The 19027-nt window shown below is 38.3% G+C and carries 18 protein-coding genes and 1 pseudogene; 8 read left to right on the top strand and 11 right to left on the bottom strand.

Annotation, left to right across the window (positions count from 1 at the left end; all coding sequences use genetic code 11):
* Positions 1–34: 34 nt before the first annotated feature.
* Complete coding sequence (locus NSQ71_RS06930; protein ID WP_063389377.1) at positions 35–1390, bottom strand: TrkH family potassium uptake protein; 1356 nt, start codon at positions 1388–1390, stop codon at positions 35–37.
* A gap of 234 nt (positions 1391–1624) precedes the next feature.
* On the opposite strand from NSQ71_RS06930, the gene NSQ71_RS06925 reads away from it, so the two are divergent.
* Positions 1625–2323, top strand: a complete 699-nt coding sequence (locus NSQ71_RS06925; protein ID WP_339195010.1) for a DUF1836 domain-containing protein — start codon at positions 1625–1627, stop codon at positions 2321–2323.
* A gap of 45 nt (positions 2324–2368) precedes the next feature.
* Here NSQ71_RS06925 and NSQ71_RS06920 read toward each other — a convergent pair whose 3' ends face one another.
* Positions 2369–2593: a hypothetical protein gene (locus NSQ71_RS06920; protein ID WP_063389379.1), complete on the bottom strand. Its 225-nt coding sequence runs from the start codon at positions 2591–2593 to the stop codon at positions 2369–2371.
* An 88-nt stretch (positions 2594–2681) separates the two neighbouring features.
* Here NSQ71_RS06920 and NSQ71_RS06915 point away from each other — a divergent pair.
* Positions 2682–3182: pseudogene (locus NSQ71_RS06915) on the top strand (IS1595 family transposase); the annotation flags it as partial.
* Here NSQ71_RS06915 and NSQ71_RS06910 read toward each other — a convergent pair.
* The 4 genes from NSQ71_RS06910 to NSQ71_RS06895 form a co-directional block, all read right to left on the bottom strand.
* Complete coding sequence (locus NSQ71_RS06910) at positions 3174–3389, bottom strand: DUF6366 family protein (RefSeq protein ID WP_339195006.1); 216 nt, start codon at positions 3387–3389, stop codon at positions 3174–3176. The pseudogene NSQ71_RS06915 and the gene NSQ71_RS06910 overlap by 9 nt on opposite strands.
* A gap of 344 nt (positions 3390–3733) precedes the next feature.
* On the bottom strand, positions 3734–4624 hold the full coding sequence (locus NSQ71_RS06905; RefSeq protein WP_066250827.1) for a glycine betaine ABC transporter substrate-binding protein: 891 nt from the start codon (positions 4622–4624) through the stop codon (positions 3734–3736).
* Between the two features lie 50 nt (positions 4625–4674).
* Positions 4675–5535, bottom strand: coding sequence for an ABC transporter permease (locus tag NSQ71_RS06900; RefSeq protein WP_277986810.1), 861 nt, complete (start codon positions 5533–5535; stop codon positions 4675–4677).
* Positions 5525–6727, bottom strand: a complete 1203-nt coding sequence (locus NSQ71_RS06895) for a quaternary amine ABC transporter ATP-binding protein (protein ID WP_063389382.1) — start codon at positions 6725–6727, stop codon at positions 5525–5527. Before NSQ71_RS06895 ends, NSQ71_RS06900 begins: the two co-directional genes overlap by 11 nt.
* Before the next feature lie 373 nt (positions 6728–7100).
* Here NSQ71_RS06895 and NSQ71_RS06890 point away from each other — a divergent pair, with 373 nt between their 5' ends.
* The 3 genes from NSQ71_RS06890 (at position 7101) to ku (ending at position 8647) form a co-directional block, all read left to right on the top strand.
* Positions 7101–7295 carry an alpha/beta-type small acid-soluble spore protein gene (locus tag NSQ71_RS06890; RefSeq protein WP_063389383.1) on the top strand — a complete coding sequence of 65 codons (195 nt, stop codon included), beginning with the start codon at positions 7101–7103 and terminating at the stop codon, positions 7293–7295.
* Positions 7296–7470: 175 nt separating this feature from the next.
* The gene (locus NSQ71_RS06885) at positions 7471–7638 is read left to right on the top strand and encodes a twin-arginine translocase TatA/TatE family subunit (RefSeq protein WP_063389384.1); all 168 of its coding nucleotides are present in this window, start codon (positions 7471–7473) and stop codon (positions 7636–7638) included.
* 166 nt (positions 7639–7804) lie between these two features.
* Positions 7805–8647, top strand: coding sequence for a non-homologous end joining protein Ku (gene ku, locus NSQ71_RS06880; RefSeq protein ID WP_340733480.1), 843 nt, complete (start codon positions 7805–7807; stop codon positions 8645–8647).
* Here ku and NSQ71_RS06875 read toward each other — a convergent pair.
* Positions 8644–9171, bottom strand: a complete 528-nt coding sequence (locus tag NSQ71_RS06875; protein ID WP_339211272.1) for a D-glycero-alpha-D-manno-heptose-1,7-bisphosphate 7-phosphatase — start codon at positions 9169–9171, stop codon at positions 8644–8646. The two genes, ku and NSQ71_RS06875, sit on opposite strands and share 4 nt — an antisense overlap.
* Positions 9172–9204: 33 nt before the next feature.
* Here NSQ71_RS06875 and NSQ71_RS06870 point away from each other — a divergent pair, with 33 nt between their 5' ends.
* On the top strand, positions 9205–11004 hold the full coding sequence (locus NSQ71_RS06870) for a DNA ligase D (protein WP_339211271.1): 1800 nt from the start codon (positions 9205–9207) through the stop codon (positions 11002–11004).
* 75 nt (positions 11005–11079) lie between these two features.
* Positions 11080–11178 carry a YjcZ family sporulation protein gene (locus NSQ71_RS06865; protein WP_063389388.1) on the top strand — a complete coding sequence of 33 codons (99 nt, stop codon included), beginning with the start codon at positions 11080–11082 and terminating at the stop codon, positions 11176–11178.
* A gap of 133 nt (positions 11179–11311) precedes the next feature.
* Here NSQ71_RS06865 and NSQ71_RS06860 read toward each other — a convergent pair whose 3' ends face one another.
* From NSQ71_RS06860 to NSQ71_RS06845, 4 genes are all read right to left on the bottom strand, one after another.
* The gene (locus tag NSQ71_RS06860) at positions 11312–12964 is read right to left on the bottom strand and encodes a bifunctional diguanylate cyclase/phosphodiesterase (RefSeq protein WP_340733476.1); all 1653 of its coding nucleotides are present in this window, start codon (positions 12962–12964) and stop codon (positions 11312–11314) included.
* A 94-nt stretch (positions 12965–13058) separates the two neighbouring features.
* Complete coding sequence (locus NSQ71_RS06855; protein ID WP_063389390.1) at positions 13059–13520, bottom strand: MarR family winged helix-turn-helix transcriptional regulator; 462 nt, start codon at positions 13518–13520, stop codon at positions 13059–13061.
* An 850-nt stretch (positions 13521–14370) separates the two neighbouring features.
* Positions 14371–16098, bottom strand: coding sequence for a methyl-accepting chemotaxis protein (locus tag NSQ71_RS06850; protein ID WP_340733474.1), 1728 nt, complete (start codon positions 16096–16098; stop codon positions 14371–14373).
* 419 nt (positions 16099–16517) lie between these two features.
* Positions 16518–17873, bottom strand: a complete 1356-nt coding sequence (locus NSQ71_RS06845; protein ID WP_340733473.1) for an aspartate kinase — start codon at positions 17871–17873, stop codon at positions 16518–16520.
* 771 nt (positions 17874–18644) lie between these two features.
* On the opposite strand from NSQ71_RS06845, the gene NSQ71_RS06840 reads away from it, so the two are divergent.
* A complete protein-coding gene (locus NSQ71_RS06840; RefSeq protein WP_311067132.1) occupies positions 18645–19013 on the top strand; it encodes a DUF2294 domain-containing protein in 369 nt (122 codons plus the stop codon).
* Positions 19014–19027 lie beyond the last annotated feature (14 nt).

Here is a 19027-nt window from a genome sequence, read left to right as displayed (position 1 = left end):
CCCCTCTCCCCTATGATTTTATCACAATTCTTTTTTATCCAATAATTACCCGTTCTTTCGGATAATGATAATTGGCTTCCTTCCTCTGTTTTCCAATTAAAAAGATAAACGATAAAATGCCGATCCGACCAATAAACATCATGATCATGATTATGATTTTTCCGATCGGACTAAGTTCAGGTGTAATGCCAAGCGAAAGCCCTGTTGTTCCAAAGGCTGAACAAACTTCAAAGATAATTTCCATTAACGTAAACCGTTCTGTTGCAGATAATATGACAATCGAAGTTAAGCACAAAATAACAGAAACTGTCATAACGGCAATTGATTTTTTTATATCATCTGGGTGTATTTCCCGTTTAAATACTTTCACCGTGCTGGAACCTTTCGCAAAATGAAAGGCAACTAGCAAAATGACTGCAACGGTAGTCGTTCGAACCCCGCCACCCACAGAGCTTGGCGAAGCACCTATAAACATAAATATGGACATAATCAGCAAAGTCGTCTCGCTGAACATGCTGACATCCATTGTATAAAGCCCTGTGCTCCTTGTGGTAGCTGATTGAAACAGAGCATAGAAGAAAGATTCGAGAAAACTTTTATCAGATAAATAATTGCCTGATTCTATTAGATAGATCAGGATTGTTCCAATAACGACCAATGCGAAAAATGTCACAGTTGTCAATTTTGTGTACAAAGAAAACCGGTATGTCCTTTTTGTTCCAATTGTCAAAATAAAGTTTTTTGTCTCAATCAAAACTGGAAATCCGATAGCTCCCAGCGTCATTAAAATAATATGAACCATTTGGACAAAATAATCATGTGCAAAAGGTACGAGCGACGAACCGCTTATATCAAAGCCGGCATTCGTTGTGGCGCTGATGGCAGAAAACATGCCATGCAAATAAGCTTCCTTCCATTCCGGAAAATATTTTAAATAATATGTGCCTAATATGATGGTTCCGATCAGTTCAATAATCAAAATCATCAACATAATTTGCCTCATTAAATTTACAATGCCGGACAAATTCAATTGATTTTGATCAACCATGATCAACTGACGTTCCCTTAAGCCTATTTTTTTGCCTAAAACGAGCCAAAACAATGTGCCCAACGTCATGATGCCGATGCCGCCAATTTGGAGAACAATCATTAAAATAAAAATCCCCGGAACGGTAAACGTATCAATAATTGAAACAGTTGTCAGCCCTGTTACACTTACTGCACTAACAGCAGTAAACAATGCATCCAAAAACGTCCATTCGGCATCCGGTTTGTGAACAAACGGCAAACTGAGCAAAATGACCGCAACTGTGATAGCTAAAAAATAAAAAATAGCAAGCATCTGAGCTGGTGATAGTGAAACTAATCGATTACGAATATTTACTAGCATCCTTGTTCAATCCTTTTTTTTACTGCTCATACTATCATAAAGAAAGTACAAGTTTTTTTAAAGAGGTTTTTCCAATTTTGATCATCGAAACTGAAAAATTTGTTATTGTGTCAATTTCTACAAATTCATACTCAAGAAAAATTTATCTGAACTTATTAATTCCATATAAAATGCTTGTTTTTTTATATCTTTTTATTAAAAATAAGGGTAGGCTGTTTAATAAAGGGGGATGTTATGGGAAAAATTCAATTGCGCCGTTCCGTTATGGTTCAATTATTACTATCTTTAAAAGGAATACACGAATTATCCCCTGAAGAAGTGATGAAACAACAATTGCCCTCTGATCAAACAAACCAAATACCTGGCTTCATCAAAAAATTGAGCAAACAAAGAGACAAAGGAGAGCTTGGACTGTCAACGAATGAAATCGTCATCTTAGGAAATTTTTGCGAACTAACTTCCTTGAAATCAACTTCCGTTCAAAATTGGGTCAAGCGTGATATAAAAGAAATCATCGGTCCTCCTGAACTTGGAAAAAAATATTCGGTCGAACAAGCTGCTTTATTGTTAATTGTAAAAGATTTAAAAACCATATTCGACTTTGAAACTGTCCGTTCCTTATTGATGAAAGTTTTTAATACGATTTCCGACCGGAATGATGATTTAATCAGTCCGTTAATGTTTTATAAATTATATACAGATGTGTTGGAACAAGTAAAAAATGTCGAGATCGACAACAACCGGCAGTTTGAAAAAAAACTTTTCGTACAAACAAAAAGGCTTCTTCAAAAGCAAACTTCTTTATCGGATGCTCAAATCGACAGCATTTGCCATGTGACGGTTGCTGCGGTATTGGCTGTTTTAACGTATCATTTTCAAACAAGGGCAAAAGCGTTCATTGATAAAGAAAGCGAATCGACAAAAAATAGATAATAACTAACTTTTAGATCGGGAATTGCGGTTGTGCAATTCCCGAAGTTATTTTCGGGCTTGACTACTTTTAGCCGAACCTTTTATGTAAAATTCGAGAGCCCTCATGTCTTCAAGCAATTCCTTTTTCATTCGTTCAAAAGCTGTATAACGTTCGTATGTAAAATCCATTTTTTCTTCCATCATCTTGACCATTTCATGAAAATGGTTTGAAATTCTTTGTAAGCTATTTTCCATCATGTTAAGATAAACATCATTTTTTTGATGATTCAAATAAGTCCCCTCCTTATAGCAGCCAATACCTATATAATAACAAAGAAACGGCAAAGGGCAACATTTTTAAGGGAGCGTGAAATCACATAGAAAAGTTAAGAAATGTGGCGAGAAAGACAAGAAAAGAGGGATTTCTAATTTTACAATTGCAGTTGTCGCAGCACAAGATAGAAATGGCAATATGATTGCTCGAAAAACAGGAACAGGGCGTGTGAAAGCCGAAGAAATTGAACTGTGATAGGTGAGTTTATTCATCCTTCCGCTTTGCTATGCACTGATACAGCAACGAATTATAAGAAGCTTGCCAAATTGAAGGGGGTGTTGGTCAATGAACGCCAAAAGCAACGTGTTAAGGAAGGAATTTATCTTATTCAACACGTTAACAATTTCCACAATCGCTTGAAAGGTTGGGTGGAAAGGTTCTAAAGGGTTGGAACTCGTTATTTGGATCACTGCCTTTATTAGTTCCGTTGATTAATATAGAAAGGATTTAACATTTGATAAACGTGTTATTTCAGCTTGTCAAAAATCAAATGATACAACTAAGAAGTGCATAATAAAAGACCTCAAAGCACTCTCCTTACTTTAAGAATATTGATGCGGCTATAGAACCTATTATGATCGCAAGAATAGGTATTCCAGTACCCTTCCAACCTAAACTACCTACTAAATCAGCAAGGTTTCCAGTTTCAGCTCTATTAAACGCATCGTTTATATTTCCAGTTGGGTTTCGTATTAATTCTTCTCGTCTTAGTCTTTCTCTTCTTCTTCCAGGTGTTTCTTTGTCTTCGCTCATTATCACACCCCCATTTTTGTAATGCTAACATATGTTCTTCATACTCTTTACATAAATCTTACCTTAAGGTTTATAACATAATTTTAACACATTATGGTAATTTGACAAATTTTCATATAAAAAAATCTTTTAGAGAACAGCCTTTACTAAAAATAAACAATGAAATGATCAAAACTAAAGACGCTCCGGACCATGTAAAAATGATAAAAGGGGGTGTCTAATAAGTCGTTTTTACGGCTTATAGACGCCCCCATTAATGTGTTAGAAACGTTGATATATCGGTGTTTATGATTTTTTGTTTTCAATGGAGATTTGACTTTCTGTACAGCCCCTCTTAAAATAGATCATTCCACACCTTTTGTCCATTCTGCCACTTTACCTTGATTTGCTTCGACCCAATCTTCTGCTGCTTTAGCAGGATCACTGCCTTCTGAAATTTCCAACATGACTTGTTCAATATCTTCAGCAGTCCATGAGAATTGATCCAAAATTTTATATGCTTTCGGCATATCTTCTTTTAATCCCTTTCGAACGATTGTGGATATATGTTCTTCTTTCCCAAAGGAGCCTTTCGGATCTTCCAAAAATTTTAAGTCATATGCAGCAAATTTCCAATGCGGGGACCAGCCTGTAACGACAATTGGTTCTTTATTTTTATAAGCTTCCCCTAAAGCCGTTGCCATAGCTCCGCTTGAAGATGTTTGGACTTGCCAGCCTTTTAGGCTTTCATATGTTTTAACAGCGTTTTCCGCTGATTTTACAACGCCCGCTCCAGGTTCAATGCCTGTAATCGTTTTGTTTAATTTGCCAGCATATTGATCGAGCTCTTCAATTGATTGAATGTCCATATATTTCGGAACGACGAGCCCGATTTTCGCACCCTCCAAGTTTGGACCTAAATCCTCCAGCTGATCTTTATATTCTTCATATAAATCTCCGTGAGTAGCCGGCAGCCAGGCGGCAACCATGCCGTCTGCCTCACCTTTTGCAACAGATTCCCACATAACAGCATTATCAACAGGTGTAATGTCCACATCGAATCCTTGATCTTCTAAAACTTTTTTGATGACATGGGCGGAGGCGACTTCCGTATCCCATTCCACGTAAACCAATTTTATTTTTCCTTCATCTGCCGCCCCGCCTTCAGATCCCCCGTTTGATCCGCAGCCAGCCACTAAAAGCGACAAGGAAATTCCGGCAACAAGTCCTAGGCGTTTCCAAATTCGTTTAAACATAAATATCAAAACTCCTTTTTAATTTTTCAATTCGAAAAGAGACCAACTTGCTATACATGATCATGCTTCTTGTTCATGCTTTGAGTGAAGCGGTCGATAATGATGGCTAATATGACAATACCGATACCTGCAACAAATCCGGGACCAATTTGAGCGCGCTGCAAAGCGGATAACACGTTTCTTCCAAGTCCCGGCGCTCCAATCATCGAGGCAATGACAACCATTGATAATGCCAGCATGACGGTTTGATTGATTCCGGCCATAATTGTGGCTCTCGCCATCGGCAGTTCTACTTTAAATAGTTTTTGAACTGCTGTGCTACCGAATGCATCAGAAGCTTCAATCAATTCTTTCGGCACCTGGCGAATTCCTAAATTCGTAAAACGAACGGTAGGAGGTGTCGCGAAAATTAATGATGCAAACACTCCCGGCACCATGCCGATGCCAAAAAAAGCAACGGCAGGTATTAAGTAGACAAATGCAGGCATCGTTTGCATAAAATCCAAGATAGGAGTAATCATTGCTTCCGCTGTTCTGCTTTTAGACATTAAAATACCTATTGGAATACCGATGATGACGGATAATAAACTTGCGATCAAAACTAAAGTAAATGTACTTATTAAATGATCCCAAAGCTCTTGGTTGTAAATAAACCAAAGGCCGACGATGGAAAATGCCGGCAGGCCAAACTTTTTTCCGCTTATAAAAAAGGCAATAACGGCAACGATCAATATGACTAGAACAGGCGGCACAGCCCCCAACAAATCCGCCACATATTCCATTAAATCCTCAAAATATTTTTTTAACGGATCAAACAAGAACGAAAAAGAATTTGTCACCCAGTCCGTAAATTGTTTGATCTTTTCCGCAACTGGAATTTTCGGAACAAAATCCAACACATTATTCAGCACTGTTTGTGCTCACCTCGCTTTCACCTGCAAGAGCCGCGATGACTGACCCGCGAACGATGATCCCTATTAATTTTTCCTTTTCGACTACTGCTACTGGTATCGGCGAGTCGTGGATGACCGTAAAAATATCATACATTGGTGTGTCCTTTTCAACCTTCGGAACATTTGTCCGCAATATTTCTTCAATATCACGAACATCTTTTTTTCTTGCTTCTGATGCATCATCAGCTGTTACATAACCTTTTAGATTCCGTTTGCTGTCAACAACGAAAATGGTGGATATCCCTTCTTCTCTCATTCTTTCCAATGCAACACGCGGTCCATGCTTTTCAATATTGATCGTTTCGGGCCGTTTCATAATATGCTGCGCCGTCAATATTTTCGATCTGTCTACATCTTCAACGAATTTTTCAACATAGTCGTTTGCCGGATTCATTAAAATCTCTTCGGGCGTACCGATTTGCACAATCGATCCGTCTTTCATTAAGGCAATCCGGTCTCCAAGCCGCAAAGCTTCATCTAAATCATGTGTAATAAATATAATGGTTTTCTTCATCGTCCCTTGAAGATCGAGCAATTCATCCTGCATTTCTTTTCGGATAAGCGGATCCAAGGCCGAAAAGGCCTCATCCATTAACAGCACTTCAGGATCATTTGCCAATGCTCTCGCAAGTCCTACGCGCTGCTGCATTCCGCCTGACAGCTGATTAGGCTTTTGCTCCAAATATTGTCCTAATCCGACCATTTCAAGCGCTTTGATTGCCTTCTCCCTTCGTTCTTCTTTTGGGACCTTTTGAATTTCAAGTCCGAATTCTGCATTTTCTAAAACCGTTCGGTGCGGAAATAGGGCAAATCGTTGAAAAACCATGCTGATTTTTTTTCTCCGCACCTCTCGCAATGATTTTTTATCCATTTTTGATAAATTGTCCCCGTCGATAAAAATGCTTCCTTTAGTCGGTTCAATCAACCGGTTGAGCAATCTTATCAATGTGGATTTGCCGCTTCCAGACAACCCCATAATGACGAAAATTTCTCCAGCCTCAACGGAAAAGGAAGCGCGATTCACTCCCACTGTATGTCCGGTTTTTTGTAAAATTTCATGCTTTGAAAATCCTTCATCTAATAGCTTCAATGCTTGAGCGGGGTTTTTACCAAAAATTTTTGTTAAATTTTTCACCTCAATGATCGGCATTTTTTCACCCCTTTTTATAAAATTCAATATTTTCAAAATAATACGCCGATAAAATTGTCATACTAAGCTTTAATAGCTCATAATAAAAATATGTAAACCCGAACGATTCGTTGCTTTATAAGTATAACTAATTTTTCTTGATGGATACAAACGCGGTATATAGCGGATATCTCTTATATTTAATGGTCAGCTTGTACTGAATAGTTTTTTTATATAGTTTTCTTACATTTCCTTTTATATGCTGGTAAATTCATACCAATATCAACATTTTACGGTCAACTACATTGTTTATTTTTAACCAACAAGTTCCACACATCAGATCACTTCTTTTTTGCAAACTATGCGTAAACAGGCAAAAAGGAGTTGAATTCGAATGGCAAGGCGAAATCAATTAATTGTTCCAGGAGTTGAACAAGCTCTTGAACAATTTAAAATGGAAATCGCGCAAGAGTTTGGTGTCCACCTTGGTTCAAATACTACCTCACGCGCAAACGGATCTGTTGGAGGAGAAATGACAAAGCGTTTAATTGCACAAGCTCAGGCTGATTTTAGCGGAAAACAGCCTTAAAATAGACTTTTGTAAATAATACAAACATTTTATCCTTTCCCATGTTCGTCCAAATGCTTCATTTTTCATATTGTTTAGGGTAAAATGATGTTGGATGATGTTTCATAAGTTTTATTTGTTCATGTTCCGATTGCATAACGGCATGAAATGGAACATTTTTTAGGAGGAATAGAACATGGGAATTGGTTGGACAGAATTTATTTTAATCATTTTCGTTGCACTTTTGCTTTTTGGACCGAGCAAGCTTCCGGAGCTTGGAAAAGCAGCAGGAAAAACGCTGCGGGAATTCAAACTGGCTACAAAAGGAATTCTTGACGAAGAAGAAAAAAATGAAAAAAAATAATTGGTTCAACCGTAAAATCGGCAAATTGCCGATTTTTTTCTTTTTTCGAAATTTGTATGAACCGGTTTTCGAGTATGCAACTTACATTTTTTAACACAAATCATTCTGATCCTTTCGCAAAAAATAAAGAGAAAGAAAAGGTAACTTACGGAAAGGCGGAATGAATATGCATACGATGTGGAAAGGTTCCATATCCTTCGGGCTCGTCAACATCCCGGTCAAACTGTTTTCTGCTACAGAAGACAAAGATATGAAATTTCGTCAGCTTCACAAAAAATGCCATACCCCAATTCAATACGCAAAACGTTGTCCAAACTGCGACGAAGAAGTTGGCAACGATGACATTGTGAAAGGGTTCGAATATGTACAAGGCAAATTCATCATTTTAGCAGATGAGGAATTAGCAGCTCTGAAGGAAGAAAATGAAGACAAAACGGTTGAAATCGTCGATTTCGTGAATTTGCCGGAAATTGATCCGATTTATTTTAACCGGTCATATTATATCGGTCCAGGCGAAAACGGACAAAAAGTGTATGCATTGCTTCGTGAAGCATTGAAACAATCAGGGAAGATTGGAATTGGAAAAATTTCAATGCGCTCTAAACAACAATTGGCTGTCATCCGGACATATGAGGACGTCATTTTAATGGAAACGATTCATTATCCAGATGAAGTGCGAAACGCCCGTGACGTTCCCGGGGTTCCTCAAAATACCAATATTGAAAAAAAAGAGCTGGACGCTGCCATGCTGCTTATCGATCAGCTGACAACAACGTTCCAACCGGAGAAATATCAAGATGAATACCGTTTACGGATTCAAGAAAAAATTGAAGAAAAAGTACAGCAAAACGAAACAAAAACGGCTGAACCGTCTCCAAAAAAGAACGTGGTCGATTTAATGAGTGCGCTTGAGGCAAGCATCGAACGCTCAAAATCATTAAATAAAAAGGGAGAAGAAAAAAGCGGAGCAGCAGGTAAAAAAACGAAAACGACCCGCAAAAAAGCTTAGCTTTGCCGGACAATAAAGCGGGCAGCCGACAGCAAATCCGGAAAATGAAAATCAGCTATTTTTTCTTGATGGCGGCTGCCTACTAATATCGTTTTAGCTCCTGCAGCCTTTCCGGCAGCGATATCCACTTCACGATCACCAATCATATAACTGTTCTCTATATTGATGTTATATTTCTTTGCCAAATCAACAATCATCTTCGGCTCCGGCTTACGGCAGGCGCAGCCTTCTTTCGGTGCATGTGGACAATAGGCAACCTCTTTAATCGTTCCGCCTTTTTTTTCAATTTCACGAACCATTTTTTCATGGATTTTGTGGAGCATTTTTTCTGACATGTATCCTAATCCGACTCCGCCCTGATTTGTGACAACGAAAACATCAAAATTGGATCTGTTCAAAAGCGCAACAGCTTCAGCTGCTCCTTTTAACAAATAAAAATCTTCAGGCTTATTTACGAAACGGACACGATTGGTCATCACTTCATTTACAACGCCGTCTCTGTCTAAAAAAACTGCATTTTTCACAAATCTATCCTCCAATCTTTAAGGGTGAACACTATGCAACCGATGATGCCGACATTATCTTTCCATATTCCGGAAGGGGAGCAATGGCTATATGAGCCAAAATATGATGGTTTTCGCACGATATTGCAAGCGGACGAAGACCGTATTTCTCTCATGAGCCGAAATGGAAACGATTTATCCCCATCGTTCCCGGAAATTAAACATTTTATCGAAAGACATATAGAAAAATGGCGTCCTTTTTTTCCGCTTGTTTTGGACGGAGAGCTTGTTATGCTCAAAACAGCTTTTTCCGCTGATATTGCCTCTTTAAAAAGAAAATGGAAAAGAAAAAGCGATGAAACGACCGAAGCATATCAGCTTCTCGTTTTCGATATACTTTTGCTGCAAGGAGAGGATATAACAAAAAAACCCCTTTCCAGCCGAAAAGAACTACTATCCTCCTTATTTCAACAACTCGGTTTACCGCTGCATGTTAGTCCAGAGAATCCGGTCCCGATCCAAATGATTCAAGCATATCATCAGTTTTCCCAATTATGGGAAAAAATTGTCCAGCATGATGGAGAAGGCGTTGTTTGCAAACATATGTTAAGCACATATGAGAACAAGAAAAGAACATCACAATGGCTGAAAATCAAAAACTTTAAAGAAGCGCTCTTTTTTGTCACTGGATTTGATTCAAACAACGGCTACATGCATATTTCTGTTCATCATAAAGGAACAATTGTGCAAGCCGGCGTTTTTTCTCACGGTATGCCTGACAACCAAAAACAAGCGTTGTTGGAGATTATAAAAAAGAAAGGAAAAAAGGAAAACCACCTATATACTATAGAGCCGGCCATTTGCATGAAAGTACGGTTTCTTTCCATTGACAGCGGCAGTTTAAGAGAACCTTCTTTCCATTCCTTTGCATTGGAACATGATTGGACAGACTGCACTTTTTTGCAGCTGAAAATGGCTGCAGCCAATGTCAAAGATGTGGCTGTCACACATATTGAAAAACCTCTTTGGCCGAAACATGATATACAAAAACAAGATTTTTTGCTTTATTTATTGGAAATTTCCGATTACATGCTTCCATTTTTAAAAGACCGCCCCTTAACGGTGATCCGCTATCCGCACGGTTTGTTGGGAGAAGCATTTTTTCAAAAAAATTGTCCTGATTATGCCCCGGAATTTATTCAGACAAAAACAATCGACGGGATTCATTATATCATTTGCAATGACAAAAAAACGCTTATGTGGCTTGGCAACCAGCTCGCAATTGAATTTCATATCCCCTTTAATACGTGGAAGGAGAAACAGCCGGCAGAAATTGTATTTGATTTAGATCCGCCGTCGAAAAACGAATTTCATTTGGCTGTTTATGCTGCAAACAAGCTGAAGGAATGTTTAGATCGGTTTGAGATTGCCTCCTTTCCAAAGCTTTCCGGAAACAAAGGAATTCAAGTTCATATTCCGATCGGCACCAACATTTTCTCATATGAGGAAACGAGGCAGTTTACGTCTTTTTTCGCTAATTATTTAGCCGAACAGCATCCGAACGAATTTACGATTGAACGCTTGAAGAAAAACCGGGGCAGCCGCCTTTATATTGACTTTTTACAGCATGCAGAGGGAAAAACGATCATTTCACCTTATTCCGTCAGAGGAGTCGAAAATGGAACGGTTGCCGCTCCGCTTCATTGGAATGAAGTCAATGAACAGCTTGACGCTGAATCTTTTACAATGGACTACTGCATCAACAGGGTAAAATCAGGTATTTGTCCAATGAAACATTATTTTTCCATCGATCAGCATGAAAAAATTAAGGCCATTGTCGAGCATTTATTATGAAAACCGCCTATACAACTTGAGCTTCTTCAGCATAGTTTATAACTGTAATAAAACATTTCACAGGGAGGTTTTCATATGTCTGGAGTATCTGGAGGATACGGCGGAGGCTTTGCGTTAATCGTCGTTCTGTTCATCCTTCTCATTATTGTTGGTGCATCTTGGTGGGGATGGTAAATATTGCATTTTGACTTTTTCAAAAATGCCAGAGCTTATTCTCTCGTTGAAACCGGCAAAATTGCCGGTTTCACCTGTTAAAAGCAGAATATTTTTTTAAGAGTAATCAATCTAAATCCGACGATCAAGATTTTCAAATGAACAATTGATTTTTCTTTTCAGGCCAATTTTGCAAAAGTTGGAATGCTTCATCAGATGAAACAGGCTTGCTGAAATAAAAACCTTGCATTTGAAAACAATGGTGGCGATTCAGAAAAAATACTTGTTCTTTTTTTTCGACGCCTTCCGCTACGATGGAAAGCTTCAAATTTTGTGCTAGAGCAATGATCGTTTTTACAACGACATTGTGGTCGTGCTCTAAATAAATGTTTTGAATAAAAGAACGGTCAATTTTAATTTTATCCAGCTTCAGCTTCGTTAAATAGCTGAGCGAACTATAGCCTGTTCCGAAATCATCGATGCTCAGACCTATATTTAGTTTCTTTAACTTACGGATGATTTCCAAAAACCATTCAAAATTGTACATTGGGACGGTTTCGGTAAATTCAAGCTCAAAGCATTCAGGCGGAATTTCATACATCGTCAAGTAATCCGTAATCATTTTCACAACATCATGCTGGTAAAATTGTTTAATAGATAAATTGACACTGATTTTCAAGTCACGGAAGCCCTTATCTCTCCATTCCTTTAATTGCTGGCAAGCTTTTTCCATGCTCCATTTGCCGATTTCTACGATAAGCCCTGTATCTTCCGCAATCGGTATAAATTCTGAAGGGGGAATCATCCCAAGCTCTTTATGTTTCCATCTGAGCAGCATTTCAAAGCCGGTAATTTTTTTTTCTTTTGTATCGACGATCGGTTGATAATATAAACATAATTCTCTTTTTTTCACAGCTTTGTAAAGCTCATTTTCTATAAAAATTCTTCGTTCGATCGATTTGCTGTTATGATTATTAAATTGGGCAATGCGCTCGTTTTTTTCTTTCCCCATTTTGATAGCAATTTCACTATTTTTAATTAAAGTTTTCGGCGTTCTTCCATGAATCGGGTAAAACACGATGCCAATGCTGTAGTCGTAATAAATTTCCAAATCGTTGATGACAAGTATATCTTCCAGCTTATTGATACGATGCACAATATCACGAATCATCTCATCTTTATTTACAACATTGTAAACAATAACTAAAAACTCGTCATTTGACAATCGACCTATAAAGTATGTATCGGGAAAAATATTTCTCAACTGCCTTGCAAATGACTTAATCACTTCATTACTAATATCTTTCCCAAAAATTTCGTTTATGTATTTATAGCGGTTAATTTGAAACTTCACAACTGCAGCAGGATTTTTTTCTGTTTGGCATAAATACTCTAAACGGTTGAAAGTAGCTTGTTCATTTGGCAGCTTTGTCAAATCGTCAAATTGCGTTAAATATTGAATCTTTTCATCCGCTTCCTTTACTTTTGAAATATCTCTTATAATCAGCGCATAACCATAAAAAAAATTATTGCTATATAAAGGAAGGCATAAGATGGACGAAGGCGTTTCCTCAACAACTGCCTCAAAAGTTGCAGGTTCGCCGGTTATCCTCACCTGTTCAAAAAGATGCTGAATCTCTTTTCTGGATGAAGAATGAAAAAAATGATAAATCGAACCTTTCTTTTGCAAAAAATGCGCAGCCATTCTGTTGCCTTCCTTGACCAATCCGCTTGGATCACAAAAAACGATCATATCAGGGTGAATTTGAAAAATGAGGTCATAAAATTGTTGAAAAAGGCGATCCATTATTTTAACACTTCCTCAACTATGGGTTCTCATTTTTTATATCGGTATAAACATAGCTTTATTCAATAATTACATAGAATTTCATTCATAAAAATTATCGAAACAGCACACTATTGCTGGAGTCTGCAGCTTTTTTTAACAGTTCAATCAATTGCACTTGTTCTTCTTCGGATAGGCCGGAAAAAACTCTCGCCATCCTTAAGGCGCGGATCGGATATATTTCATCAAAATATTGGCGCCCCTTCTCCGATAAATTTGCATAAACTGACCGTTTATCTTTCGGATTTTTTTCCCGATAAATCCACCCGTTTTTTTCAAGCTTGTCAATAACATAAGTTACATTACCGCTGACAAGCAATAGTTTTGACCCGATTTGCTGAAGTTTTTGCGGACCCTTTATGTACAGAAGCTCCAATACAGCATATTCGGTTGGATTCAAACCATGCTCCTTGCTGTCTCGATTGGCGTGATCCGAAACGTTTTTATACGCTTTTGCAAGCGTATGAAACAAGTTTAAAGCCCTCTCCATTTCTTCTTGAGTATAGGAAAAAAACATTTCCAATCCCCTTTTCCTTTTTTTATTTTATAATGCTCATTTTAATGGAAAAAACAGTTTATGTAAACGCTGTCATTTTAAAAGTGCGCTCTACCAAACAGTCAGTCAAAATCTTTTCTTATCGAAAAATCGAGTAGGAGGGAGCGATTAACTCCCGTCCTCTCACACCACCGTACGTACGGTTCCGTATACGGCGGTTCAATTAAGATAATTGACGCAAGTTTTCATAACTTCCGTGAATAGCTGTTCTCTTTATGCCAGTGGTCACTCCACCCTCCAAGAGGTCTCCCACGGGATTCACCGCTTCCTCCCTCAAGTGAGGTACTACGTTTTCTGTGTTCATCATGACTCACTGAATGCCAAGGGCTATTCTCTCTTAATTGTTCGGTCCTTCTTAGTTGTTCTAGACCAACTAATACTATGACCTCTGCTGACTTCTGACGGTTCAGCTACTTATCACTAAGTAGGTTATGAAGCGTACTTCACATATCCACCAGACCTCCCCGGGTAAGTACATGCACTTTCACACCATCTATCCGCCTCATTTACTCGATATGACCTTCGACAGAAAGAGCTTTGTTTTGTTTTGCAAACTCACTCAATCATACCTAGCCTTATATGAGGTTCGTGTTCCTCGGACCGGTGTTTTGCCTCCAGCTTCCTTCAGATTCCGCGTCACCACGGACACCCTTGCTCTTGGCTAACCTCTACTTCTGTCTTCGGGGTTCGGGACTTACACCCTATAGTTCATATACATGCCGGGCGCACAAATAAAAGCGTGCAGCAAGATGCTTGCACGCTTTACAGTCCATTCATCCTTTTATTTTGTCATACGGTTCGTAAAAATTGATTATTGAACTTGAAACCTTTTCACTAAAGATTGCAAATCTCCAGCCAGATTTGACATGGATTCGGCATGTGAAGCAATAGTTGCCGCTGACTCATTTGCCGTTGCTGCTGAAGCTGATGTTTGTTCAATACCTGCAGCCGCCTCTTCCGAAATCGATGCGATGTTGGAAATCGAATCATTAATCGATTCGCTCGTTGATAACATGTCAGTTAAATCATTTTGAGCATTGTTGATTCTTTCGGAAATTTCTTTAATCGTTTCTTTAATTTGTTGAAATGCGGCACTCGTTTCGTTCATTGAATCCATTTCCGATTCTACTTGTTGAAATCCTAATTCAAAGCTTTTCGTCACTTTATTCGTCTCGCTATGGACTTCTTCCACGATTTTTTGAATATCCACAACGGAACTGGAAACTTGTTCAGCCAATTTTCTGACCTCGTCTGCAACTACTGCAAATCCTTTTCCATGTTCCCCCGCTCGAGCCGCTTCAATCGCTGCATTTAGCGCGAGCAAATTTGTTTGATCAGCTATAGATTGAATAACTTCAACGAGTTTGGAAATTTGTTTTGAGCGTTCATCAAGTTTTTTAATTTTTTTCATATTGCTTTGCATGCCTGTAAACATATAATCAAAAAGTTTTTTCGATTGATTCATCAGCTTGCTGCCATTGTCCGTCAACTCCAGCACTTCTCTCGATTTATCAAACATTTCTTTTCCATTCCTATGTATTTGATAAATCTTATCCATGTACATACCCATTGCTTCAGAAAGCTCTGAGGCAGAATTAGCTTGCGATTCTGCTCCAGCCGACAGCTCTTGCATTGTCGCAGCGATTTGGTTGCTTCCTTCTTTTAGCTCTTTAGAGGAAGAAAGCAAATCGCTGCTTTGTTTTGACATAGTATCTGAAGCATGATGAATGTCTTGCACGATCTTTCGAAGCTGATTCCCCATTTCGTTGACAGCTTCCATCAATTCGCCGATTTCATCCTTCGACTTTATTGATAACGGTTCCAACATTAGATTTCCCTTAGATATTTGCTCCATTTGGCCGGCGATTTTGATCAAAGGATTCGTAATGGAACGAGCCATTTTAAAGGACATGATGAAACCGATTAAAAGTATGGAGGCCAAAACAGCTAATATGATGATGATAGATAGATTGCTAAGTTGAATCATATTATTTCCGCTTTTGATTACATCGTTTTGTCGATCCGACGTCACTTTTTCAAATTCTTGAATAATCGTTTCCCCAAGCGGTTGTACACTTTCTTTCATTTGCTTTAAAGCATCATTCTTTTTCCCCATATCATAGTCAAATAAAACCTCGTGTCGGACAAGCAATTCCCATTGGTGGCATTTCGCAACTAAATCCTTCATTTGCTGTGAAGAATTCAATTTCAATAACTGCTTTTGAATCTCGCTGCTCTGTTTTGCCAATTCTTCGTATTTTTGACGAATGTCTCGGTCCCCATATAGAAGAAACTGGTTTATTAATGAAATGCGTTCTGCAATATTGTATCGCATTTTCTCGTTTTGGATCAGTCCTTCTACAACTTCCTTCATGATGCTTTCCGTATGATTTGTTAAATTTTTTATTACCCCAAAATTAATAACGGCCATTAAACATGTTAGCAGCATTAATATTCCAAAGCTTCTGAGCAGCCTTCTTCTCAATCCGCCTTGCTTTTTGGAAGTAGTGATCCTTGTCACTGTTTTATTCTTTTTCATATGATCTACGATCCCCTTCCCAAACCCCTTTTTTATTTATATCGGTGCAAAATTCATCATTTTTAAAGAATAGTAAAATCGACCCAGTTTCATCATCAATGCTTCAGACGACTAGCTTTTTAAGAGGCATACGACCGTTTACCATAACTTTTTCTGCAAAATCTTTTTTAATCCGCTTGAAATCGCATATGTAAAGTCGCCATATGTTTTTCAATAAATAGACTGCCCTTTTAGAAAGCAAAAAGTAAAATCGCTCGTTTTTGAAATGGAGAATGAACTTGCTATTTTCAAAGAAAAAGCCACTCATTCATCAGAAAAAAAGTCCCGGATCTCCATAAATATCTTATCTGTTCCAACAAAAAAACAGCCTGCAGACAGAAAATACATTTTGTCTGCAGGCGTGGACAATTTTGATTAAGTTATTTAGTCCCAAAAAACTCTTCATATAACGCTTTTACGGCTTTCTTTTCATCCGTTCCTTTTACGCCAAACATCATGCTCACTTCTGATGACCCTTGATTGATCATTTCAAGGTTCACACCGCTGTTTGCAAGCGCTGTTGCAGCTCTGGCCATCGTTCCGACATTTTTCCGCATTCCTTCGCCAACAATCATGATTACCGCTAAATCATAAGCAACTTCTATATTATCGACTTCCAGTTCCTTTTTGATCCGCTCTACAACTTTCCGTTCTGTTTCCGAATCAAACTGGTCCTGGCGCAAAATGACAGAAATGTCATCAATTCCAGAAGGTGTATGTTCATATGACAGCCCAAAATCTTCTAAAATTTGCAACAATCTTCGGCCAAAACCGATTTCTCTGTTCATTAAATATTTATTGACATAAATGCTGCAAAAACCGGTATCACTGGCGATGCCCACGACAGGGCCGTTAGAATCTGTTCGTTCATGTACAATTTTTGTACCAGGAGCCGATGGATTATTGGTGTTTTTAATATTTACCGGGATTCCTGCACGGAATGCCGGAATAAGTGCTTCGTCATGAAATACTGCAAAGCCAGCGTAAGATAACTCACGCATTTCTTTATATGTAAGCTCCCGAATTTCTTTTGGATTTTCAACAAAATTTGGATTTACGGAATAGACCGCATCTACGTCCGTAAAGTTTTCATATATTTCCGCTCCGACCCCGTTGGCCAAAATAGAACCGGTTATATCGGAACCGCCACGTGAAAAGGTGACGAGCTTTCCGTCTTTTGAATAGCCGAAAAATCCAGGAAAAATCAGAATTCCTGAGCGATCACGAAGCTTTTTTAAATTTTCATAGGCTTCCGGCAGCACTTGTGCATTGCCTGGTTCATCGCTCACAATAAGCCCTGCTTCTTTAGGATTCACATAATGGGCTTCAACTCCGCGCGATTGAAAATACGCAGTGATCAGTTTTGCATTATTATCTTCACCGCTGGCCTTCACCGCATCAATAAAACGGGCAGGATTTGATTTGTCCCCATGTAAAATTTCTTGCAAATCAGCAGAAATTCGATCAATAATATCATTAGATAATCCTAATTCTTTAGCAATTTCAACATATCTGTTCACAACAGCTTCATATGTTTCCTTTACGCTGCCATTGTTCAAATATTCTTCCCCGCACTTTATTAATAAGTCGGTCACTTTCACATCTTCTTTAAATCTTTTGCCAGGAGCCGAAACAACGACAATTTTTCTTTTCGGATCAGATGTGACGATATCGAACACTTTTTGAATTTGTTGCCCAGATGCAACGGACGTTCCACCAAACTTTACAACTTTCATATTTACTACATCCCCTACCAATAATTTTAGCAATATTTTATAAAATTCCATATAAATCTTATTATCTCTTTTCATGCTGATTGTTGCAATAGTTTTTTCAGTGCCTAAATGATCATTACAGCTAAACTCTCGGTTTTTAATTAGTTGCGTTCACGGTGCGTTTTCCTCATCAACAACCTTCTTCTATGACTTGAAGAAGAATCAAGTCTTTCATATCTTCTAGTATATCACCCAAGAAGAAAAATTAGATCATGTTTCAATCGTTTCACCAGATCCTTTATGGTTGAAATACGCTGTTTTAGCGCTCAAAGAATACATCTCGCCGTACAGCTTTGTTTGGTTGGAACATTTTCCGATATTTTTTGCAGCGAAAACCTGTATCTTTGTCAATGATAAAACGCTGAACAGGTTACATCTCGGATGTTGAAAATTGTTATCGTTCGATGGTTAATGGCTACTGCTTTTTTCGACAACTGGGGACGCGCTCCCTTTTACGCTCTAGAAACCTTAAAAGATGAGTGACGACTGGGCCTCGGGTAAACGGTGTTCTTATCCATGCTTTACAATCTCTTTTGGATTCCTAAATTGATGATGGAATTGCCATTTCAAAATGATTGATTCAAACAAAGAATGATTTTTTTCTAGCAGCCAAAGCCGATAATGATTATAATAATGATTATTGATCAAAAAAGGGAATACGAATGTATCAGTCGTTTTATCATTTTCGAACTTTAATTCCTTGTCATGTACCTGTTAGAGAGGTGAAACATCATGAATCAATCGAAAGGCAGTATCGAGGCTGAAATCAGCAAAGCATTAACAAAATGGGAAAAAGATTTTCTTGGACGCGGATCTGTGTCCGTCAAAACGGATATTTTGCGGGATATGATTATTGTATCGCTGCAAGGTATTCTAACCCCAGCGGAATATGCCCTCTGTGAGTCTAAAGAAGGGATGTTGTCTGTGAAACAAATCCGCTCCAGTTTAGTCGAATCCGGGGTTGATGAGCTGAAAGAGATGATTTTTCAAATTACAGAAGAGCAAGTAAAAAGTTTCCATACGGACCTTAGTACTCAAACCGGGGAGCGAATTATGGTGTTTAAATTGTTTCAAAATTTGGAAAAGAAACTCCTTAAATAAACGTAAACGCTTTT

Source organism: Aeribacillus sp. FSL M8-0235 (assembly GCF_038000355.1).
GTDB lineage: Bacteria > Bacillota > Bacilli > Bacillales > Aeribacillaceae > Aeribacillus > Aeribacillus composti.
This window is presented reverse-complemented; position numbering and strand designations above follow the sequence as displayed.